Source organism: Aphanizomenon flos-aquae FACHB-1287 (assembly GCF_014698755.1).
In the GTDB taxonomy this organism is placed as follows: domain Bacteria; phylum Cyanobacteriota; class Cyanobacteriia; order Cyanobacteriales; family Nostocaceae; genus Dolichospermum; species Dolichospermum flosaquae.
Genome location: NZ_JACJTO010000019.1, coordinates 26,414 through 48,341 on the forward strand (window position 1 = coordinate 26,414; position 21,928 = coordinate 48,341).

18 protein-coding genes, 1 tRNA gene and 3 pseudogenes are annotated in these 21,928 nt (G+C 38.1%); 12 read left to right on the plus strand and 10 right to left on the minus strand.

The genetic code is table 11. From position 1 onward, the window contains the following. Positions 1-18 precede the first annotated feature (18 nt). From darT to H6G44_RS10810, 5 genes and pseudogenes are all read right to left on the minus strand, one after another. Positions 19-648, minus strand: a pseudogene (gene darT / locus H6G44_RS10790) (type II toxin-antitoxin system toxin DNA ADP-ribosyl transferase DarT). Positions 649-840: 192 nt separating this feature from the next. Then, positions 841-1,194 carry a hypothetical protein gene (locus H6G44_RS10795; protein WP_190386566.1) on the minus strand — a complete coding sequence of 118 codons (354 nt, stop codon included), beginning with the start codon at positions 1,192-1,194 and terminating at the stop codon, positions 841-843. 104 nt (positions 1,195-1,298) lie between these two features. Further along, a pseudogene (locus H6G44_RS10800) lies at positions 1,299-1,810 on the minus strand (transposase); the annotation flags it as partial. Between the two features lie 194 nt (positions 1,811-2,004). Then, positions 2,005-3,678, minus strand: coding sequence for a bifunctional 3,4-dihydroxy-2-butanone-4-phosphate synthase/GTP cyclohydrolase II (ribBA, locus tag H6G44_RS10805; protein WP_190386565.1), 1,674 nt, complete (start codon positions 3,676-3,678; stop codon positions 2,005-2,007). A 362-nt stretch (positions 3,679-4,040) separates the two neighbouring features. Further along, positions 4,041-4,113, minus strand: a tRNA-Arg gene (locus H6G44_RS10810). Between the two features lie 128 nt (positions 4,114-4,241). Between H6G44_RS10810 and H6G44_RS10815 the strand changes: the two genes are divergently transcribed. Then, the gene (locus tag H6G44_RS10815; protein WP_190386564.1) at positions 4,242-4,709 is read left to right on the plus strand and encodes a hypothetical protein; all 468 of its coding nucleotides are present in this window, start codon (positions 4,242-4,244) and stop codon (positions 4,707-4,709) included. Positions 4,710-4,826: 117 nt separating this feature from the next. On the opposite strand, the gene H6G44_RS10820 is transcribed toward H6G44_RS10815, so the two are convergent. Together H6G44_RS10820 and hetF are read right to left on the minus strand one after the other, a co-directional pair. Beyond that, on the minus strand, positions 4,827-5,165 hold the full coding sequence (locus tag H6G44_RS10820; RefSeq protein WP_190386563.1) for a P-II family nitrogen regulator: 339 nt from the start codon (positions 5,163-5,165) through the stop codon (positions 4,827-4,829). A gap of 133 nt (positions 5,166-5,298) precedes the next feature. Continuing rightward, the gene (hetF, locus tag H6G44_RS10825; RefSeq protein WP_190386586.1) at positions 5,299-7,794 is read right to left on the minus strand and encodes a cell division protein HetF; all 2,496 of its coding nucleotides are present in this window, start codon (positions 7,792-7,794) and stop codon (positions 5,299-5,301) included. 1,780 nt (positions 7,795-9,574) lie between these two features. Between hetF and rpmH the strand changes: the two genes are divergently transcribed. The 8 genes from rpmH (at position 9,575) to H6G44_RS10865 (ending at position 14,114) form a co-directional block, all read left to right on the plus strand. After that, the gene (gene rpmH / locus H6G44_RS10830; RefSeq protein ID WP_015209090.1) at positions 9,575-9,709 is read left to right on the plus strand and encodes a 50S ribosomal protein L34; all 135 of its coding nucleotides are present in this window, start codon (positions 9,575-9,577) and stop codon (positions 9,707-9,709) included. A 27-nt stretch (positions 9,710-9,736) separates the two neighbouring features. After that, positions 9,737-10,126 (plus strand): ribonuclease P protein component, encoded by a 390-nt coding sequence (rnpA, locus tag H6G44_RS10835; protein ID WP_190386562.1) that lies wholly within the window; start codon positions 9,737-9,739, stop codon positions 10,124-10,126. Then, a complete protein-coding gene (locus H6G44_RS10840; protein WP_190386561.1) occupies positions 10,113-10,499 on the plus strand; it encodes a PH domain-containing protein in 387 nt (128 codons plus the stop codon). Before rnpA ends, H6G44_RS10840 begins: the two co-directional genes overlap by 14 nt. Before the next feature lie 222 nt (positions 10,500-10,721). Next, entirely contained in the window at positions 10,722-11,873 is a 1,152-nt protein-coding gene (gene yidC, locus H6G44_RS10845; protein ID WP_190386560.1) for a membrane protein insertase YidC, read from the plus strand. Between the two features lie 2 nt (positions 11,874-11,875). Continuing rightward, a complete protein-coding gene (locus H6G44_RS10850; protein WP_190386559.1) occupies positions 11,876-12,391 on the plus strand; it encodes a Jag family protein in 516 nt (171 codons plus the stop codon). Between the two features lie 200 nt (positions 12,392-12,591). Then, a complete protein-coding gene (locus tag H6G44_RS10855; RefSeq protein WP_190386558.1) occupies positions 12,592-13,095 on the plus strand; it encodes a YceD family protein in 504 nt (167 codons plus the stop codon). 334 nt (positions 13,096-13,429) lie between these two features. Beyond that, positions 13,430-13,729, plus strand: coding sequence for a type II toxin-antitoxin system HigB family toxin (locus tag H6G44_RS10860; RefSeq protein ID WP_190386557.1), 300 nt, complete (start codon positions 13,430-13,432; stop codon positions 13,727-13,729). After that, the gene (locus H6G44_RS10865; protein WP_190386556.1) at positions 13,713-14,114 is read left to right on the plus strand and encodes a helix-turn-helix domain-containing protein; all 402 of its coding nucleotides are present in this window, start codon (positions 13,713-13,715) and stop codon (positions 14,112-14,114) included. Before H6G44_RS10860 ends, H6G44_RS10865 begins: the two co-directional genes overlap by 17 nt. A gap of 53 nt (positions 14,115-14,167) precedes the next feature. Here the strand turns inward: H6G44_RS10865 and miaA are convergent, their stop codons facing one another. After that, positions 14,168-15,058, minus strand: coding sequence for a tRNA (adenosine(37)-N6)-dimethylallyltransferase MiaA (gene miaA / locus H6G44_RS10870; protein WP_190386555.1), 891 nt, complete (start codon positions 15,056-15,058; stop codon positions 14,168-14,170). Positions 15,059-15,268: 210 nt separating this feature from the next. On the opposite strand from miaA, the gene gyrB reads away from it, so the two are divergent. Both gyrB and rpoD read left to right on the plus strand, forming a co-directional pair. Further along, positions 15,269-17,206: a DNA topoisomerase (ATP-hydrolyzing) subunit B gene (gyrB, locus tag H6G44_RS10875; protein ID WP_190386554.1), complete on the plus strand. Its 1,938-nt coding sequence runs from the start codon at positions 15,269-15,271 to the stop codon at positions 17,204-17,206. A gap of 1,196 nt (positions 17,207-18,402) precedes the next feature. Continuing rightward, a complete protein-coding gene (gene rpoD, locus H6G44_RS10880) occupies positions 18,403-19,575 on the plus strand; it encodes an RNA polymerase sigma factor RpoD (RefSeq protein WP_190386553.1) in 1,173 nt (390 codons plus the stop codon). A 52-nt stretch (positions 19,576-19,627) separates the two neighbouring features. Here the strand turns inward: rpoD and H6G44_RS10885 are convergent, their stop codons facing one another. Next, positions 19,628-19,861: a hypothetical protein gene (locus tag H6G44_RS10885; protein ID WP_190386552.1), complete on the minus strand. Its 234-nt coding sequence runs from the start codon at positions 19,859-19,861 to the stop codon at positions 19,628-19,630. A 346-nt stretch (positions 19,862-20,207) separates the two neighbouring features. Here H6G44_RS10885 and H6G44_RS10890 point away from each other — a divergent pair. Next, positions 20,208-20,373, plus strand: a pseudogene (locus H6G44_RS10890) (sigma-70 domain-containing protein); the annotation flags it as partial. 76 nt (positions 20,374-20,449) lie between these two features. On the opposite strand, the gene H6G44_RS10895 reads toward H6G44_RS10890, so the two are convergent. Beyond that, positions 20,450-21,817, minus strand: a complete 1,368-nt coding sequence (locus H6G44_RS10895) for a DNA cytosine methyltransferase (RefSeq protein ID WP_190386551.1) — start codon at positions 21,815-21,817, stop codon at positions 20,450-20,452. Between the last annotated feature and the right edge of the window lie 111 nt (positions 21,818-21,928).

Genomic DNA, 21,928 nt, shown 5'->3' on the forward strand with positions numbered 1-21,928 from the left:
GCTACTTAATTGATGATTTTAATAATACCAACCATGGTAAATCTTTACTGGAATTTGGATATTAAAGGCGGTAAGTATTAGTTGTACTTGTTCAGCAATAGTTTTATTGATTACACCTATTTCTTGTATTAAACTCCAAGGACAATTTTCATAAACTAAAAATTCTGCTTGTCTTCTCCACTTGCGGTTGGGGTCATCTGGAGTATTAGCCCAATATTTTGATTTCATTAATTCCCAATCTATGACTGATTGTAAATCAGACATATCATCATAAAATTCGCTATATGCCATGATAGCGTGTCCATCAGTAAAAGCAAATTTTAGTTTTAAAGAATTGATGGTATAAGCTTCTGAAACTAGATGGATAATTGGTTGTTGTCCACCGCTATAACTATCTACGTTTTGTTTATGAATGGCATAGAGCATGGGTGAACGCGGAGCAAAATAAAAGGGGACATAATCATGTAAATATCCCCCAGCACTACAGGGGACTTTTGTGGTGGCACGTCTATCTTGAATGTGTCAGTGTGCGATGTCAAGATAATTGGTTTGTTGTATCTTGAGTCTACTGTTTGCTATCAATCCCCCACTGGTGATTATGGAGGTTAAGTTATCAATGTGGGTGATGTGATAAATCGGTGTAGACATCTAGTGCTTTTAAATTATACTCTTGGAGGTTTCAGGTACAAACAAACCTATTCTCTAGATTTTAAACTATTGTCTACAAAATAACTATGTCGCTATTTGAATGAAGGTAAGACCAGCAAACATCACTCCAGTAAAGTTAATAGTATTTGCTAGAATTGAAAACTAAGATTTTAAAATGTTAACTTAATTATTTCAAGAACCATATTGATAAATTAACCAATCTTTTCCATCTTCCACAAAATATACATAAAAAGGTTCAATCTGGTCAAATTCTAAGCGAATATTAGTTTTTACCTCTACAATTAATTTTTTATCTAGGTTTATATCTATAAAATCTTGAGTAGTAGAGGAAATAGATTTTAAGTATAGATATCCTTGAGATGAAAATAAACGAATTTTTCCAGTTAATACCTTATCTTTTAACTGTTTAATACTTAAATTGATAACGGTATCTATTTTTTCCACTTGTACAAATGGATTGACTGAGTTATAAAATGAATTATCTATAACTATTTTATTTACATACTCTGAATCCAAGCCTATCATGTTAATTAAAGCTTCTCTATCTTGAGTATTTCTACCAGAAATGTTGAATGTCGTTACAAAACTTTACATATTTAAGTATACTAGTATTATCAAGGGTAAAAATGTCAACATTTCATAATATCTTCCATCCAATGAACATAACTGATTTGTTGACACATACAAGCTTGAAGATAGCGGAATTTATCTAACATCTTTTCACCCCATTCTTTCGGAACAGATACAAGTTGTAAAATCAGATAAGCGATAAGACTAGCATAAATTTGAATAGCAATACCATTAACATTTTTAGTGATTAATCTATCCAGTTTTAGGTGCATCTTTAAAAATTTCCATAACAGTTCAACTCCCCATCGTAAACGATATTATCTGTAACTGCTACCTCTCCATTGGCAGGTAAATTCGTCACTAACCTAAATTCAGTTTTCGTTTCTAAATCACAAAAATTAATCATTCTGTAAGCGGGAGCATCCTTCGATGAACCGATTTTGATTAATCCAGTTTCTGATCCAAATTCTAGTTTCCAATTATTTTTAATTCGCACTACAAAATATTTGTCTTTTTGCACTAACTCTTGCATAAAATTTAGACCCGCAAATCCTCTATCCATTACCCCAACATATTTTTGGCTATTTTTATCAGGCTTTTCTTAACATTCAACACTTCTGTTAAAAATTATACTTTTTCTAATTGCTAATGTCTAGTTAATAGCAACTTTTATTTGTGGGGTTATTCAAGCATACATAAATAATGAACAAATAGCTCTAGTTATCAAACTAAAGCTATGATTAATCTATGGAAATTCAGCAAACCCTACTTACTAAAACTGTAAATGTGCTGTGTTTGCAAAATACCTTTTAAAGACGAAGGTAGTACACCATTAGAAAAACTCTGTCTATCCAACTGTACTTGTAAATTACTCAGCGGATCACTACCCGTTGCAATCAGAAATTCTATTTTCTGAATATAGGGTAAAATGGTGATTTCGTCCAGAATCTGACAGATTGCTTGTAAATAAGGATGACCCTTTTGTTGATACCAATTGGATTCAGCAATATTCGCTTGGTCAAAACCTAAATGTACAGTTAAAGATGGTTGATCAAATAAAGCGATTCCCAAGGGACGGGCTTCCTCTTGTAACAATAAATGCTGATTTTTTGATAAATACCGTAATTTCTCTAGACGCTCATAACGTTCAGTAACCGATTCTGGTTCATCTTGCCAATGTATAGCAATTGTTACAAGATAAGTTTGTAACAGCATATGCCCCAATTTCTTGGCCTTAGTAGCTAAGTAATAGGAATTGAAATCATTAGACTCAATTAACAGGGGAACACGATCTATAACTTCCAAACCATAACCTTTAACACCAGCAATTTTACGGGGATTATTAGTAATCAAACGAATTTTTTTAATACCCAAATCCATGAGAATTTGCGCTCCCATACCATAATCACGCAAATCAGCAGGAAACCCTAAACGCTCATTTGCTTCCACCGTATCCAGTCCCATATCTTGTAAAGAATAGGCCTTGAGCTTGTTAACTAAGCCTATACCCCGTCCCTCCTGACGTAGGTAAACAACGACACCTTGACTAGCATTTTCAATCATTTTTAATGCGGCTTGTAACTGCATCCGACAGTCACAGCGCAGAGAGCCTAAAGCATCACCTGTCAAGCATTCCGAGTGCATTCGCACCATCACAGCTTCATCTCCGAAATTGGCCGGATTTCCCTTGACAATAGCCACGTGTTCCGTATTATCTAGAGTATGACGGTAGCCGTAAATATCAAATTGACCAAATTGGCTGGGTAGCTTAGTAATAACTTCTCGATAGATAAGACGGTCATTTTTGAGACGATAACTAATTAAATCCGCAATACTGATAATTTTGAGGTGATGATTTTTAGCATATTCCACTAACTGATTTAACCGAGCCATTGAACCATCAGGGTTTTGAATTTCGCAAATTACCCCCGCTGGATACAGTCCCGCTAGTCTGGATAGGTCTACAGCCGCTTCTGTATGTCCGGCTCGTTTGAGTACACCTCCCGGTCTAGCTCGTAGGGGGAAAATATGACCTGGACGGCGTAACTCTTCCGGTTTTGTAGTTGGGTTGATAGCGACTTGGATAGTCCGGGCTCGGTCTTCAGCAGAAATACCAGTGCTAACGCCTAAATGGGGTCCGGCATCAATACTAACGGTAAAAGCGGTTTGGTTAGTATCCGTTAGTTTACTGACCATTAATGGTAAGTCTAGCTCATCCAAGCGATCGCCTGTCATGGACAGACAAATCAGCCCCCTCGCTTCTACAGCCATGAAATTAATCATATCAGGGGTCGCAAATTGGGCAGCACAAATTAAATCGCCCTCATTTTCTCGATTTTCGTCATCTACAACAACAATAACACGACCGGCTTTGAGATCTGCCAAAGCGGCATCAATAGAATCAAAATTAAAGGTTTGAGTAGTCTTAGGCTGTGACACAGAAAATTTCTAGCTACCAACGTAAATTTTTTTAACAATTTCTTATTCTAAATTGTAGCTTGTTTCTCAGCATTAGAGCTTTTGTGAAATAACTCATGATATCTGAAGAGGTAGTCTGTAGACTTTAATACCCATAATTTGTCTAATTATGCGTTTTTAGTTTTTCAATCACACGCTATCCAATCTTGTGGGATGGGTCTCCTGCCCGTCCTTGTATTATTAGCACGCAAGATGCTTGCATCACAAGAAATTTTGGGATATTTTTTTTATTTGGAAGTCTCTAAACTTATACAAAAGTTTAGTAATAAAATACCGAAAAAATAAATTTTTCAGAAAATCAAATAATTTAGCAATACCAAAAATGAGCGCGGAGGGATTTGAACCCCCGACCCACAGGACCGGAACCTGTTGCTCTATCCACTGAGCCACGCGCCCTTATACATTTAACACTATAACATACTTTTTGAATTTCAACAGAATTTAATTATTAGTAATTTGCACGGTGTACCCTAGCGACGGACTGCAAAAGTAAAATAGAAACTCCCCATAAAACATAATTATTGATGCCAACAGTGCGAAACCGTCAACTCCCTTATTTCTTATTTTCCTTGACCTTAGTTGTGATTATTGGCTTTTTTCAGTTTTTGGACCAATTACCAACCCTTCCCTGTCAAAAATCAGGTTTTACCGTCAGTCAAACTACAAAATCTTATATCCACCCTCAGAAAATTGTCGTTCGTCCTTGGCTTGGTGAGCATTATGTATATGCTGTGTTTATGCTACCGAATAATCACGTATATGATCAATTAATGACAATTAATTTACCAGTGAATAGAACCTACTGCGGAGTTATTACCAATCCTACTCAAACTATAGATGAAATTAATGCCAAACCAGGACATTATTTAGTTAGGGGGTATTTACAAACGCGGCTCGCACTCAAATTTATTTTTGCGGGTCAAATAAATGACCTCAAACAAATAAATAATTGGCAGTTAGGTTATGGTATAAAGAAGCTACCAAGTGAATAAGTGAAAACTCAAAGCCAGTTAAAAAAATTAATAAAAGGCGCTGCTGATTTCCTGTTTTCAGATTTACAGACTCAGCAACGCCCGTTTATTGAATACGCAACAGCAAATACTCAATATTTATACGGCTTCCGTATTCCTTTCCCCTGTCCGTATGCGGATAATTTGATCAACAGAGGAGATGAAAATTTTACCATCACCGATTTCACCAGTCCGGGCTGCAGAGATAATTTTATCCACAACCATATCAACTTGGGTATCTTCAACGACAATTTCTACCTTGAGTTTTTGGAGAAACTCTACAGTATATTCCGAGCCCCGATAGCGTTCAGTTTGCCCCTTTTGACGACCGAAACCTCGGACTTCAGAAACTGTCATCCCGACAATACCCGCATTAACCAGAGCTATTTTCACTTCATCCAGCTTAAATGGACGAATAATGGCTTCTACCTTTTTCATTTTTTTGACTCCTGACTTCTCAATAATGCCGTTTATATATCTAAGCAGATTATTTGCTTATGTTGTAAATATAGCAATGGTTATCTAATTTTAGCTTGATGTATTGGATTCCACAATTTTTTCTCCCATGAAATTATGGACTATTTTTGGGCGAAGGCGATAACTTTGCTTCCCCCAACCGTTGCCAATCTGCGATCGCTTGTTCTGTCCACAGCCAATTTTGTGATAACCTTTCCATACTAAAGTCTAGGGGCGCACTTCGGATTACCTTTTGTCGAAGTTTAATGGCTTCCCGTAAATATTGCTGCCCTTTAGGAAGGGATTGACTTCCAGCGGACTTATATAAACCCAAAGCCAATCCAGCATAAGCCATTAAAGCCTCTGGTTGTTCACTCATTTCCAACTGTTTCTTCTCCAGAGAAAGTTGATTGGGCTGAGGAGTTAATGCTAAATTCAGAGCCTTGAACCAAGCATCATTGGCATAATTAAGATTATTCTCCGCATAATAAGCAAATCCTAAAGAATTATGATACAAAACAGAATTTGGCTGATTTTGCACCGCCCTCGCCCAATAACGACGAGCATCATCAATACTGTATTTATTATTTCTCGTTTGTACCGACTGCCAAGCTAAACGCCCCCGAAAAAAGTTCACATCTGAATTTTCAGCATACTGAGGAGGAATCAAATTTAAAGCCGTTTCCGCAGCCGCAAAAGCACCACGATTCATTAATTCATTAACAGCATCCAATCCAGCCTTAATATTGCCTTGACTCAACTGCGACGTAGCTATAGCCGTGACAATTCCCGTAGCTAAATTAGGTAAATCCATACTCTGATGCTGATCATCTGGGAAATTTTGTCCAGGGATTGGTGGAATTTCGGCATAATTCCGCACTTGTTGTTGATACCACAACCAACCCACACCAGCAACAACAGTAATTGCACTTGCCCCCACAAGACCATACAAAAACATAGGTAATCTTCTCTGGGGAATCGGATTAACTTGGGTTCGTAAAGGTGACGGTGATAACCGAGGATTTACCTGATGCTTTTGAATATTCGAGGAAGTGGGAGTAATTTGAGTTGGGACATTTCCCCAGTCTACATTTTTAGTATCAGTAATCTGCATTTCCGACGGATAAGGATGATCCTGTTGTACTATTTCCACCTTCATACTAGGTTCTTCTGTTTTAGTCGGGGTATTAAGCTGACGAAACACATCCGAAACTATTGCCGAATCCTCGTCATAACTAGGTTCATCATGCTCAATTTCATCAGCAATATCACCCCAAGTATCTTCCTCCAGCCAGTCTACCTCCGTTGTTCCCCCCGTTAAATTAGGATCATCAATAGCTAAAGACATTTCTGCATTGCCTAAGGCCGCAGAATAGTTATAATTATTCGTCTGCAAGGGAGGCTGACCTTTGTTCAATAACTCCGCTGCCCCCCCTGGAGTAGTCATGTAGCTAGAGTCAACTTGTGGTATCAAATAACCATCAAATTCTCGCTGAAGATACAAAATTGGTAAAGCCCAGTACATCTGTTGAGAACCATAGGCAGAAATTAACCCTTGACGTACCCGACTCACACATAAATCTAAAGCATAGCCCTGACTTAAGTTACGGTAAAACAATTGGGTCAACGTTAGCGCCACCTCATCAGGTATACGTTCTGACATCGCCAAAACACTTCTAATTCCCCGTTTTACCAAACTTTCCGTTAAATTCCGTTCTCCTGAATCTTCCTCCACCCCAGACCTAGCCCGATATGCCCCTAAACAGGAATTAAACACTGCCATTTGAATATTATTATTAACCAGCAGCCCCGCTAAATCATCTCCATTCAGAGTTTCTGTTAAACCAGTTTTTTTACTTACTAAGTAAATTTGCCCACCATTCGCCCCCAAGTTGCTATGACCAGAATAGTGGAGAATATGATAATGTCCCTGCTCTAAAGCTTGGGTGAGTTCCTCCCTACCCGGTTGGTCAAGAACAGTCAATTTAATTTCTGGTAAATGGTAGTTACTATCAGCAACTCTTGATGCTTGACGATGCAGTTCTGCCTTCAGATTTATAGCTTCTTGTTTAAGTAAATCTAGTTGCGCTAAATCAGTAGGTGAGGAAATCACCATTAACACTCTTACCCTTCGATCTGCCGCTGGATTATGAGTTGCTAACTGCGATGATGGGGCAATGCCACTTTGGTAACGGGAAAAGGTAAGATAATGACCAGTAACTAAAGGGCGATCACCTGCGTGCATAATTTCCCACGGCACCCTCGCCAATCTTGTATCCTTGATTCCTAATCTTAGCCGCAGTACCTGCTGATGATTTTGGGCAATACCTTGGGCAGTAATCCAACTATCCCGGAGCGTTCCTTGGAACAGTGCCTTATATAACTCTTGACCCAAGGACACCAAGTTAACAGAATTTCTGATGCTCTTATGCCCCTGCAAAACCGACTGCAAAGGATCATCCATCAAATCTCCCGCAGCAGTCAACCACTTAGCCACAGGCCAATGTACCAGTTCTTCCGCCACCGGCACCCCAGGCGCTACTTGTTCCGTCCGCACCAGATAATCATTTTGCCCCACTAGCGTTGCCGAAAGGTGAAATTCCTGGGTCACAATTTCTGCTCCATAAAACTTAGACAATGCTAATAGCACGCTGTTTATTTCCCGCTTCCACCAAGGTATAAAACTACTTCTTGTCCACGGGCGTAACTTTCGGATGAGCCAACCGTACAAATTCCCTTATTGCATTCAGCAGGTTATAAGCCACATTTTAATCTCTATCCATTATGATTATATGCCCTAAACATGAACTGTTCTGGCATCGATAAACATGATTCTGTTTACCCCATACAAGGAAATTTAGAAGAATTAGCAGTATTGCTTTTGGGAATAAGATTACAAGTTGCTAATCCTGCTCATACATATAGATGTATTTTGCCATTCTAATGTTTCGGATATTGATCTTAATCTAGTTTTAAGAAGGCTTGTTTACAGGTTTTGTGCCTGTTCTGATCCGGATTGACTGATCCCCATGGAGAACTGTTTATTGGTAGATGCACCTTGATCTTCAATTCCCCTAGTTGGCTAAAACTCACTGGGGGTTTTCTTTTGTGATTTTGGCAAATAAAAAACACTCTTGACAACCAAGAGCGTTTGTAAAAATTTGTAGATAAAGTATTAAGTAGATAAAATCCTAAGAACTAACTCCCCTACCCAACCACATAACCACAGGAATTTTTTCCGTAGTTGACAAACAGCAATCTTTGGGTAATTTTTTCCGGAGCATAAATTAAAAACAATGAACAGTTAACAAGTAGATGCACCCTGATAACTAACTTCCCCTAGCTGGCTAACACCACTGGGGGTTTTTTCTTGTTTATGGTTGTCATTACACAATTATGGACATATACCCATTTTTTCCGGAACAGAAATTAAAAACGATGAACACTTAACAAGTAGATGCACCCTGATAACTAACTTCCCCTAGCTGGCCAACACCACTGGGGGTTTTTTCTTGTTTACGGTTATCATTACACAATTATGGACATATACCCATTTTTTCCGGAACAGAAATTAAAAACGATGAACACTTAACAAGTAGATGCACCCTGATAACTAACTTCCCTAGCCGGCTAACTTCTGGTTGGGGATTTTTTGTTTTTAGTATCCTTATCCTTACAGATTTTATAGAAAATATCTACTACCTATCCGGAACTTGCTAGTTAACACCAGAATACTAAATTGGTAGATGCACCCTGATAACTAAACTCCCCTAGCTGGCTAACTTCCACTGGGGGTTTTTTCTGAAAATCAGAAACTCAACTTACAATATCATCAAAACAAGTCTCTGGCAATATCCTTAGTCAATAAGTTTTTTATCTGCTTTGACTGGCTGTATTCACACACTACCATACTAACTTAATCAATGGACAGTTTTACCGTTTTTGTGTAAAATATAGCCTAAATATCAGACTTTCGGATGAGCTAACCTGACAAACTTCTCTGCATCGCTTTCATTCTATTGTCATCCTTGGCTCTAATTCCAGAATGATCACCGCGATAGATAATACCACTTTTAATTATTTCTTTATAATATTTGGGATTAATAGGTTTACGATGTATAAAAAATAAGCCTTATGTTGGAATATTATGGCAAAATATTTAATAATCCCCCGTTCCCTGTTCCCTGCTCTCAACTTCTCGGTTTAGATAGTCAATAGAAGGGACTTTTCCATACTTAGTTTAACCCAGAAGAGAAAAATGATTACTTTTGATTTTTGCCTCTGGCTTGTTTCTGGTGAAAACTCCATCTAGAAATATGTTTTTATTGCCTGTAAAATGGTAAAATATCAGATTGTGACTTTTTATAAAAATCCGGTAAAAGGAGAAAGATATGCAAAGGACATTGGGAGGCACTTGCCGCAAGAGAAAAAGAACCTCTGGATTTCGTGCCAGAATGCGGACACCAGACGGCAGAAACGTGATTAGTGCTAGAAGAAGAAAAGGACGGCATCGTTTGAGTGTTTAGGGTAAAATTCAGCAATTAAGAACTGTTGTGGCTTTGCCCAAAGCATATCGTCTCAAATCCCGTCAGGATTTTCAGGCAGTTTTCCGGGAAGGAATTCGGCGACATAGTTCTCATTTTACTTTGAGAGCTTTAAAACCTGCTTTGGCCATAGAACCTTCTTTGGATACTGCCCCTCCTGCCACAAAAATTGGTATTGCTATTAGTACAAAAGTTAGTAAACGCGCCGTTGTTCGCAACAAAATCAAAAGGCAAATTACAGCAGCATTGTATCAAATATTGCCCAAATTAGTCCCAGGATGGCGGTTAGTATTAATTGTCAAACCAAAAACCGCAGAATCTGAGCACCAAACCCATAAATTTCTGCAAGAATTAGAGGAGTTATTGGCACAAGCAGAGGTATTAAATGGGCATTCGTGAAGAAGTTTATTATGAAGGTGGTCCCCACTTGGGGGATTTAATTCTTAACCTGCTTATTGGGCTAACAGTGGTGGGTATTCCCTTGGCTGTGGGGGCAATAGTCAGATCTATCTGGCTGCGTTTCCGGATCACAGATAGACGGATATGTGTCACTGGTGGTTGGATGGGACGCGATCGCTATGATGTAATTTATTCAGAAGTAGTGAAAATTGTCAAAGTTCCCCGTGCCATCAGCTTATGGGGAGATATGGCAATCACTCTCAAAAATGGTACTCTCATCGAAATGCGGGCTGTTCCTAATTTTCGGGAAGTCTATGACTACATTAATGAAAAAATTACTGCTAAAAATCCCCAATATAGCAGTTCTAAATAATTAGTTTGTCCAGGGAGTTAACATTCACATTTTTAAATAATGAGCGACTATCCCTAACTTCCGTAGCTTGTGGATAGTCACAGCAATGCTTAACAAAAACCTCTACAATATAGAGCAAAAGCTTAGGAGATAACCACCTCTAGTCAGAGGATAGGCTCAACTGAGTATCCCACTCCCAACCGGGGTGGGAGTGTCAAAGTACCGCAGGTTGAATTCAGAATAATGGATTTTGGTATCGGGTTTCTCTCGAACAACGTGATGTTGCCAATCATAGACCTTTTCTATGGTTTTGTCCCTAGCTATGGGTTGGCAATAGTAGCCTTAACATTGATTATCCGCTTTGCACTCTATCCCTTGAGTGCCGGTTCTATTCGTAGTATGCGACGAATGCGAGTCGTGCAACCCGTGATGCAGAAGCGTATGGCAGAAATCAAAGAACGTTATAAAGATGATCAGCAAAAGCAACAAGAGGAAATGCTCAAAGTCCAAAGTGAATTTGGTAATCCCTTGGCAGGATGTCTACCTCTATTGTTGCAAATGCCTGTATTACTAGCACTGTTTGCGACTTTGCGGGGATCGCCTTTTTCTGGTGTGAATTATACCGTTAATCTGCAAGTCTTCCCTGAACAACAAATTGAGAACGTTCAACCCCAAGCTTTTGCCACTCCCCCACAAAATATTTATATTGCTGATGGGGAACACACTCAAATCTCTGCCATTCTCCCAGGAGGTAGTAAGTTAGCAGTGGGAGAAAAAACTAAGATTCAATATCAAACTGTAGAAGGTAAACCATTTGATTTGCTCTTGGTAGAACACCCAGAAACTAATTTAAAACCTGAATGGAAAATCACTAAAGGCTCAGAAAGGGTGAAAATTGATGCCGAAGGCAATATAGAGGCTCTAGAACCCGGAGACGTGACCATTCAAGGCACAATCCCTGGACTGGCAGCAGAAAAAGGATTTCTCTTTATTGATGCTTTGGGTCGAGTAGGCGCTATTGATCCTGATAATACAATTCATTGGGATATTGTGGCAATGATTGTCTTCTTTGGTATCAGTCTTTATGTGAGCCAAATGCTCTCTGGACAAAATTCCAGCGGTGGCAACCCTCAGCAAGATACGGTCAATAAAATTACTCCTGTGATCTTTTCTGGAATGTTCTTATTTTTTCCCCTCCCGGCTGGGGTACTTATGTATATGGTAATTGGTAATGTTTTCCAAACTATCCAAACCTATATCCTTTCCCGTGAACCTCTACCAGAAGAAATTCAAAAAATCGTAGATTTACAGGAGAAAGAAGCCCAAACCCAAACCATTGAAGTGAAAGCGTTGCCATTTGAACCCAAAAGTTCTAAGAAAAAGGCTAATGGTTGATTATGAGCGACATTTCTATGCAAAGTGGTGAACAATGGTTACAAAATTTGCTACTTCTTGTTGGTGTATCTACTCAAGTACGGGCTAATTTAGAAATTAAGCCCTCTTCTGAGGAAGATGTACCAGCAGAAGAAAGCTACTGGTTGACAATAGATCAAACTAATTTAACATCAGAACAAATTAGGATTTTAATTGGTACTGGTGCTTCTGTGCTGGACGGAATTCAATATCTAGCAAATTCGGTTCTCAATTTGAATCAACCAGAAGAAAATCAACAGGCCTACACGGTTGAATTGAATGGTTATCGTGTGAGACGAGAGGCCGAAATCCGCACTTTAGCGGAAACTGCTGCCGCAGAAGTTCGCTTTTCTGGAAGGGAGGTAGAACTTCAATCTCTCAGTTCTTCGGAACGTCGTCAAATCCATACTTTATTGCAGGAATTTTCGGATTTAGAAACTTTCAGTCGCGGAAAAGAACCTAATCGTCATTTAGTTGTTCGTCAAGCAGTTACACAATAATTAGGTAGTAGGGAATGGGGAACAGGGAACAGTCAAGAATATTACCAATTACCAATTAATTACCTATTACCTATTACCTATTAAGCTGTTACGCAGCTAAATTTGATAACCACAATTTACTTGAACTTTGTGGTGCGGGCATCTTGCCCGCTATAATTATACAAGCTAAATGGATCAATTTTCAGGGTATTACAAATCCTATGGACGCTATTTTTATTCCGCAGCTAAGTAAAGCCCCGGAGCGGACAGAGGAAATTCAAGTTCAAGAGTTTCTACCTGGACTAGAAACATTGACACCAGTTCGCGGACTTATCCAAGTTAAACATCAGGGTAATTACTTGGAAGTTTCATCTCAGGCAGAAACAATTATTACCTGTACCTGCAACCGCTGTTTACAGCAGTATAACCACCGTCTGGTTCTTGATACTCAGGAAGTCATTTGGTTGGATGAAACCGCTAATCAAACGGAAGATTTACCTTTAGAAATGGAAGTTGCTGTAGAGGATTTACTGGAAACTTTAGCACCTGATGGTCACTTTGATCCCGGTGAATGGTTATATCAACAGATGTGTTTAGCGTTACCTCAGCGTCAATTATGTAATCTTAATTGTCCGGGTATTTTGAATACTGCTGTTTCCGAAAAACCTACTGATAGCCGTTGGGCGTTATTAAATGCTTTGAAAAAGCAACTTCCAGATAATTAGTAAATTTACTATTTGGTGCGTTATGGCTTAATTCTTTATGGCTCGGCAAAAGCTGTTAATACTCTCTTAAGCTCCTCAAGGATTTTTTATCTTTGTGGAGTTTTTAATTACAGAAAAATTTTGTATAAGTCCTAATTAGGACTTGACAAGTTACTCTCATTTTGCGAGAATAAAGTAGGTGGCAAGCACAAACACAAGAATAACCAAGCACAAACACAAGAATAACCAAGCACAAACACAAGAACAACCAAGCACAAACACAAGAACAACCAAGCACAAACAAGGAATTAAGCTATGTACACCAATCACTATTATTTCAAATCCAAAGTATATTATGCACCTAATTTCAATTCGCACCCTCCGCGAAGAAGCAGCAAAGTACCCTGATATCAAAAAACAAATTGAAGATTGGTATAAAACAGTTAAAAAATCCGAATGGCAAAGTTTAAATGATGTTCAAAAATTTCACCGAGATGCTGAAGCTGTTGGTAATTTTACTGTTTTCAATATCAAAGGTAATGATTATCGTTTAATTGTAGGAATGGATTATGAAGATCAAACGGTGTACTACAAATACTTGCTAACTCACGCCGAATATAGTAAAAATAAATGGAAAAATGACCCTTACTTTTGACCGAAATACTTATAGTCAATTACTAGCAGAAATCGCTCCTCAAGTAATTGACACAGAGGAAGACTATGAACGTCTTTTAAAAGTTGCAGAATATCTAACTTTTAAAAAAAATCGTAGTCCAGAGGAGCGAGCTTTACACAAATTGCTTGTCAGACTAATTGAAGATTATGAGGAAGAAAATTATCCAATGGATGAATCTACACCTCATGATATATTGCTACATATCATGGAATCTAGCGGCATTCGTCAAGCTGACTTAGTACGTATTCTAGGTTCTAGCAGTGGTGTAGTCTCAGAAGTTGTTAACGGTAAACGTTCAATTAGTAAAGCACAAGCTAAAGCCTTGGGAGAATATTTTAAAGTTTCTCCTAGTTTATTTATTTAGAGTTCAGTTTTTAACAATTGCAGGATTTTTGTCTGAATACTGGATATCCTGATTCAGACAAAGTCGGTAATTCTTTGCCAAACACTTTCTAATAAATCAGGATTATTCATATCAAAATATTCAAGATTAGGAGATTGTCTAAACCAAGTTCGTTGACGTTTTGCAAATTGTCGGGTATGTAAAGCAATTAATTCTTTGGCTGCATTTAAAGAAATTTCACCAGTTAAATATTGCTTTATTTCTTGATATCCCAAAGTATTTAATAAGGGTAAATCAATACCATATTTTCGACAAAGATATTCAACTTCAGCAACTAAACCATCTGCTATCATTTGTTCAGTTCGTTTACCAATTCTCACATCTAAATGTTCTGCATAAGCATCTAAACAAATTTGTAAAATTGGATAATTCGGTGGATTTTCTCCTTGCTGTTCAGAAATAGGAATACCAGTTGTATAATAAACCTCCAAAGCTCTTAAAGTCCGCACCAAATCGTTAGCGTGAATTTTTTGGGCAGCAATGGGGTCAACTTGTTGTAACATGGGATAGAGTCGGATTTGACCCAAAGATTCTAATTGCGATCGCAATTCGGGCTGGGGTGCAACTCTGGGAATCTTCATTCCTTGAACAATGGAACGAATATATAAACCTGTTCCACCCACTAACAACAGTGTTTCAACTCCCAAACTAGCAATTAAAGCTTGTGCTTGTTGTTGATAATCTGCTAATGTCATGATTTCAGTTGGTTCACAGATATCTATTAAGTAATGGGAAACTAATTTTTTTTCAGCTAGATTTGGTTTCGCTGTCCCAATATCAAACTCACGATATACTTGACGAGAATCAGCACTGAGAATTACAGAATTTAATCTTTGTGCTAAACTTAAAGCTAAACCAGATTTACCCGTCGCCGTCGCCCCACAAATTACAATTAATTTAGTCATTAGTCAAATGTTCGTTGTCAGTGGTCAGTGGGAAGAAAAACGCAAAATAGGGAATTTTCTACCCAATTCTCATCAGGGTTACAACCCTTATATAAACTTCTCATAAAATTGGGCTACAGACGGCAGGAAGGCTTTTATGTTATAATGTTGGGGTGATTTGACTTTTTCCGCCTTTCGGCAATTTTAACCCCAAGTATCAGGAGAATTTTCATGACGAGCAGTTACAGCGCCGATCAGATTCAGGTTCTGGAAGGTCTGGAAGCCGTCCGCAAACGACCAGGGATGTACATTGGTACTACAGGTCCGCGAGGACTTCACCATTTAGTTTACGAGGTAGTTGACAACTCTGTTGATGAAGCTTTGGCGGGTTACTGTACCCATGTTGAAGTAGATATCAATGCTGATGGTTCTGTCACCGTAACAGATGATGGTCGGGGTATTCCTACCGATATTCACCCAAAAACCGGAAAATCAGCTTTAGAAACCGTTTTAACTGTTCTTCATGCTGGTGGTAAGTTTGGTGGTGGTGGCTACAAGGTCTCTGGCGGTTTACACGGTGTGGGAATTTCTGTGGTTAATGCTTTATCTGAGTTTGTAGAAGTTACGGTTTGGCGAGACCATAAGGTACATAAACAGAGATATGAACGGAGTTTCCCGGTTACTGAATTGGTAGCAACACCTTCGGAAGAAGATAAAACTGGGACTTCTATTACCTTTAAGCCAGATACACAAATTTTTACCACCAGCATAGAATTTGATTACATTACTTTATCAGGACGCTTACGCGAGTTAGCATATCTAAATGCAGGTGTCAGAATCATTTTTACCGATCATCGTTTAGATATCCTCAAAAGTGACACACCAAGAATAGAAACCTACGAATACAGGGGTGGTATTAAAGAGTATATCGCCTACATGAATCGTGACAAGCAGCCGCTTCATGAAGAAATTATCTATGTCCAAGGGGAACGCAATAATGTCCAGGTAGAAGTGTCTTTACAATGGTGTACTGATGCTTATACGGATAATGTCCTGGGCTTTGCTAATAATATTCGCACTATTGATGGTGGTACACACTTAGAAGGTTTAAAAGCGGTTCTAACTCGGACATTAAATGCAACTGCTCGCAAACGCAATAAAATTAAAGAGAATGAATCTAATCTCAGTGGTGAGCACGTCCGCGAAGGTCTAACTGCTGTCATTTCTGTGAAAGTCCCTGATCCTGAATTTGAAGGACAAACTAAAACTAAACTGGGAAATACAGAGGTTCGCGGGATTGTTGATTCTTTTGTCGGTGAAGTTCTCACGGAGTATCTAGATTTTCATCCCGCTATAGCTGATGCTATTTTAGATAAAGCTATCCAAGCGTTTAAAGCTGCTGAAGCTGCCCGTCATGCGCGGGAACTAGTCCGTCGCAAATCAGTATTAGAATCTTCGCCTCTTCCTGGTAAATTAGCAGATTGTAGCTCTCGTGATCCGGCTGAATCTGAAATATACATCGTAGAAGGCGATTCAGCGGGTGGAAGTGCGAAGCAAGGACGCGATCGCAGAACCCAAGCAATTCTCCCTCTGCGTGGTAAAATTCTTAACATTGAAAAAACCGACGATGCCAAAATCTATAAAAATAACGAAATTCAAGCCTTAATTACAGCCCTGGGTTTAGGTGTCAAAGGTGAAGAATTTAACTCCTCACAATTACGATATCATCATATAGTATTAATGACTGATGCTGACGTAGATGGAGCGCACATCCGCACCTTGTTGTTAACTTTCTTTTATCGTTATCAACGGGCGTTAATTGAACAGGGGTTCATTTATATTGCTTGTCCGCCACTGTACAAAGTAGAACGGGGTAAAAATTACCAGTATTGTTACAGCGAACGGGAATTACAACAACATCTAGGCACTCTTCCCAGTAATGCTAATTATACCATTCAGCGGTTTAAAGGTTTGGGGGAAATGATGCCAGAACAACTGTGGACAACCACAATGAATCCAGAAACCCGTACCCTCAAACGAGTGGAAATTGAAGACGCAGCCGAAGCTGATCGGATTTTTACCATTTTAATGGGTGATCGGGTTGCGCCTAGACGCGAGTTCATTGAAACTTATGGTTCTAAGCTGAATATGACGGACTTAGATATCTAAGGTCATGGGTGATTGGTAATTATTAATTGGTAATGGGTAATGAATCAAAATCAGCTTGAATATTTATCTTCCCAATCCCAATTTCCAATCCCCATAAATTATTTGCTAAGAATCATAAATTTTTCTCCACAAAAAGGGAAAGCATTTGCTATGGTTAGAAAGGTCAACTAAATATTATCTACAAAGCAAGGCTTAGTAAGCATAAACAAAACTTTTCATAATTCGGGTCACAGCCAACTGCTTAAAAAATGAAGTATTCATAATTACAGATGGCATCCCTTGACTTACCCAAGTATTATGATTGGGGAAACTTTAACAACAATATTATTTATCGCCTGATTAAAATATCGTTGTATACAATAAGAACAGTTTGTCAAGTTGCACAGGGTAGAAATCTCAACTCTGCGCTAATGTGTGAATAAGGGCAAATTGAGAGAGTTTTTAATTGATCTCTTAACCCGCCAAAAAAATGCCATAAATTTAACTCCTTAGTTCAAGTTCTTGGTATAGCATATACAAGGGCTAGTGCCTGGAAACAAACACCAATCACTAGCTAACAGTAGATATGGACAATTAGTTCTAGTTGAACTAATCTCTGTAAATAAATACCCGCCTTCGGGTTAATTAAGGCAGAACATAAATACTACTTGTTCAGTTAGGAACAATTTGTGTAAGGTTGATAAAAGTGTGCCTACCTTTTAATTTAATGAGAATGCCCCTACCAAACCAACAAGTTTTCAATAAGATCTAATGGAATCACCGCCATTTTTAATGTCTTTTTGATAAAGGTGGCTTAATCTTAGTAAATGAGTTCTAAATAAGGGACAAAAAGAGGGCAATTTTTGTGAAACAGGCTACAATCAGAAAGGTATTTATAGTTAAATCTGTCTAATGTCATTCACTTATGTCCGCATCAGAAAGCTTTTTAAAAAAAACCGATCTTGATCTGTAGATTTGGTCAATAGAAAGTGATGTGTGGAAGTAATGGGTATGACAATTTAAAAAGCGAGCGATACACTAAAAAGTGATATTTGCCACTTTTAAGCACAAATTCTGGCTAAAACAGGAAGAAAATCATCGAAAATATCTTAGGGTAATTAGCCAGAACCCAATTTTCGGTGCATAGATTACTTAATGCCAAAAGTAATCAAAATGTCTTGAGTAACTGATTCTGGAAGGAGCATGAGGAACGCGGCATGAACCAGGCTAACAACGTACTCGATAATATTTATCAGCCTGACCTAGAAATGATAAATCCGCCTGAGATCGAATTACAAGCGCTCTTAATAGAAGAAGAGGACTTATTGCTGACTGATGACGGCGAAATTAATGATTTTTTAGAGCCTCAGTCTGATGAGGACGACGCAGAGTCTGGAAAAGCCGCTAAATCGCGTCGTCGGACACAAGTAACCAAGAAAAAGCATTACACCGAAGATTCCATTCGTCTGTACTTGCAAGAGATTGGGAGGATTCGTCTATTACGCGCAGATGAAGAAATTGAACTGGCGCGGAAAATTGCTGAGTTACTGGAACTAGAACGGGCAAGGGAAAGGCTTTGTGAACGCCTGGAACGAGAGCCTAGAGACAGTGAATGGGCGGCAGAAGTATCATTACCATTACCAACCTTTCGTTATCGCCTACACATTGGCCGCAGGGCGAAGGACAAGATGGTACAATCTAACCTGCGGCTGGTAGTTTCCATTGCCAAGAAGTACATGAATCGGGGCTTGTCTTTCCAAGACTTGATTCAAGAGGGTAGTTTGGGGTTGATTCGTGCGGCTGAAAAGTTTGATCACGAAAAAGGCTATAAGTTTTCTACCTACGCTACATGGTGGATACGTCAAGCAATTACCAGAGCGATCGCTGACCAGTCCCGCACTATCCGTCTACCGGTTCATCTTTACGAGACCATTTCCCGAATTAAGAAAACTACGAAACTCCTGTCTCAAGAAATGGGACGTAAACCCACGGAGGAAGAAATTGCGACTCGCATGGAAATGACCATCGAGAAACTGCGGTTTATTGCCAAATCCGCTCAATTACCAATTTCTCTGGAAACACCGATAGGGAAAGAAGAAGACTCCCGTTTAGGTGATTTCATAGAATCTGACGGTGAAACCCCAGAAGACCAAGTTTCTAAAAACTTGCTGCGGGAAGACCTAGAAAAAGTCCTAGATAGTCTCGGACCTCGTGAACGGGACGTTCTCCGATTACGCTATGGTTTAGACGATGGTCGCATGAAAACCCTAGAAGAAATCGGCCAAATTTTTAACGTCACCCGCGAACGTATTCGCCAAATTGAAGCCAAAGCACTCCGTAAGTTACGCCACCCTAATCGTAACAGCGTACTGAAAGAGTATATTCGTTAATGAGTAGGGGCGGGTTTAAATCATCAATTTTTTAAACCCGCTCCAGCATTAATTACATTTTACCTTGCTGCATAACCTCTTGGAGATGCTGGCGAATTTCGTGTACTTGTTCAATTTCTGACTGGCGTAATTTTTGGAACAGTTCTACACAAGGTATAGAATTAGCCTCTTTTGCATCTTTGATATAATTTTCGTAGGATTGAACGGCTACTGCTTTAGTATGCAACACACTAATAAAATCATACTCTAAGTTACTAATGGGTTCTTGAGTTTTGGTTTTACTCATTTTTCTAATCCGTTAGTTGTTTAGTTAATTTCTACTTATTTCTGGAGATTTATTCATCTGTCTTAAAGCTGATAAAATCCCCTGTTGTGAATAGGGATATTTTGCTAAAATGTTTTTAGTTATCTAGTTTTCGCGCTTTTTGTAATACAGCATTTCCCGGTGTTATGGGGTACATATCTAGCGGGCAAGATGCCCGCACCACAAGAGTTTCATGATTCAAGTTTGTACCTCATCTTCAGGTGTTATGGGGTACATATCTAGCGGGTAAGATGCCCGCACCACAAGAGTTTCATGATTCAAGTTTGTACCTCATCTTCAGCGGAAAACGTCACTCCTGGAATGACCCAAACTCCTATCTCAAGAAATGGGACGCAAACCCACGGAGAAAGAAATTGCTACGGTCTATGGAATATCGAGAAACGGTTTATTGCCAAATTTGCCCAATTACCAATTTCCCTGGAAACACCTATTGGTAAAAATAAGACTCCCGTTCAAGTAATTTCATAGAAGCAGTTAAAATCACTGTTTTTTGAACTAGGACAAGAAAACTTTGCGGCAGAATTTCGTGATATTTTTTACCAAAATCAGTTAAATATCAATAATCCTTAATAACTCTTTAGCTACATACTCAACAACAGGAATAGGAACAGCATTACCAAAATGTTTTTTAGCAGTATCATCTTTTTGATGATATATAAAATTAGCAGGAAATCCTTGTAACTTGCAAGCGTGTTTTGCAGTGATTGGTATATATTTTTTAGAGTGATAAATTTTTTCTAAAAACAACTGCTTATACTCTTCTGGATTACTACCATGAATAGATACAGTTGCTATATAATCTTTACCACCAGTAGCAGTTAAAGTTGGAAAAATATCAGCAGTAGGTAAAATAATTCTATAGATATCATTAATTCCTGTCATATTCTTAGAATTAACAAATTCATACTTTCTATTATCAGTCCAGCGAAATATTCCTTTATCAACTAATATATTTAATTCTCTAATTTCTATATTAGGTATTATTCTCTGGAAGTTTTCAAAAGATAAAGGGTTTCCATCCTTATTACCATACTTTTTACTTCTTCTATTCTTTAAAAGAGCTAAACAAATCATTTTTTCTCTATCAGTAGTTTTAATAATATTCCAAGAGTGAATTGTTGTATGTCCATTTCTTAAATCTGAGAAAATAAAGAAATCATTTAATTCATCATCTTTTTGAAATCGAGTTCTTGAAGGTGGTATTACACCTTTAAATAAGGTATTTGCATCTAATTTAACTTTTTCTATAAATTCAATATTTTTTAATTCATCTAAAATATCTAAAACTTTGGGGTGAATATTTAAAGAACGAGGAAATCTATATTCTTGGCATTTCTCTATACCATTTTGAATTCCTACAATAAAAACTCTATCTCTATTTTGAGGTAAACCAAAATCGTAAGCATTTAATATTTGCCATTTCGCACAATATCCTATATCATGAAAATTCTGCAAAATCAGTTCTAAATTATCTCTGTTTTTTGGACTTGCTAAACCACTAACATTTTCAAAAATAAACGCTTTAGGTTGACTTTTATTGACCAACCGAATCACATCAAACCATAATTTTCCTCTCTGATCATCAAAACCCTTTAAACAACCTGCGACTGACCAAGGTTGACAAGGGACACCACCTACAATTACATCAATATTAGATGGAAGTTTTGTAACTTTAGTAATATCTCCTAATTCAATTTCATCTTGATTTCGGTAATTGATAAAATTTTGCTGATACACTTTAATAGCTTGTTTATCTATTTCAGAGTAACCTAAACATTGACCACCTAATTTTTCTAAAGCAATTCTAAACCCTCCAATACCCGCAAATAGATCGATAAATGTGAATTTTTTTGGAGAATTTACTAATTGTGTAGGTAATTCTATATGCTTTGGTACTTGTAAAACTACAGTTTCCATCACTGTTAATCTATTGGACTGAATAACATTAAGACGCAAATTTTAAATATAACACTATAGAAGTCATTAGCTATCAGATTTTACAGCTTTTTACATAAATTCAATAGGTCT

Coding starts and splice junctions, on each gene's coding strand:
- H6G44_RS10855 (WP_190386558.1), top strand. CDS start 12,592: ATGGACGCTATTTTTATTCCGCAGCTAAGTAAAGCCCCGGAGCGGACA.
- miaA (WP_190386555.1), bottom strand. CDS start 15,058: ATGACTAAATTAATTGTAATTTGTGGGGCGACGGCGACGGGTAAATCT.
- H6G44_RS10820 (WP_190386563.1), bottom strand. CDS start 5,165: ATGAAAAAGGTAGAAGCCATTATTCGTCCATTTAAGCTGGATGAAGTG.
- H6G44_RS10895 (WP_190386551.1), bottom strand. CDS start 21,817: ATGGAAACTGTAGTTTTACAAGTACCAAAGCATATAGAATTACCTACA.
- yidC (WP_190386560.1), top strand. CDS start 10,722: ATGGATTTTGGTATCGGGTTTCTCTCGAACAACGTGATGTTGCCAATC.
- H6G44_RS10885 (WP_190386552.1), bottom strand. CDS start 19,861: ATGAGTAAAACCAAAACTCAAGAACCCATTAGTAACTTAGAGTATGAT.
- H6G44_RS10840 (WP_190386561.1), top strand. CDS start 10,113: ATGGGCATTCGTGAAGAAGTTTATTATGAAGGTGGTCCCCACTTGGGG.
- H6G44_RS10860 (WP_190386557.1), top strand. CDS start 13,430: ATGCACCTAATTTCAATTCGCACCCTCCGCGAAGAAGCAGCAAAGTAC.
- gyrB (WP_190386554.1), top strand. CDS start 15,269: ATGACGAGCAGTTACAGCGCCGATCAGATTCAGGTTCTGGAAGGTCTG.
- H6G44_RS10850 (WP_190386559.1), top strand. CDS start 11,876: ATGAGCGACATTTCTATGCAAAGTGGTGAACAATGGTTACAAAATTTG.
- H6G44_RS10795 (WP_190386566.1), bottom strand. CDS start 1,194: ATGATAGGCTTGGATTCAGAGTATGTAAATAAAATAGTTATAGATAAT.
- H6G44_RS10865 (WP_190386556.1), top strand. CDS start 13,713: ATGACCCTTACTTTTGACCGAAATACTTATAGTCAATTACTAGCAGAA.
- rpmH (WP_015209090.1), top strand. CDS start 9,575: ATGCAAAGGACATTGGGAGGCACTTGCCGCAAGAGAAAAAGAACCTCT.
- H6G44_RS10815 (WP_190386564.1), top strand. CDS start 4,242: ATGCCAACAGTGCGAAACCGTCAACTCCCTTATTTCTTATTTTCCTTG.
- rpoD (WP_190386553.1), top strand. CDS start 18,403: ATGAACCAGGCTAACAACGTACTCGATAATATTTATCAGCCTGACCTA.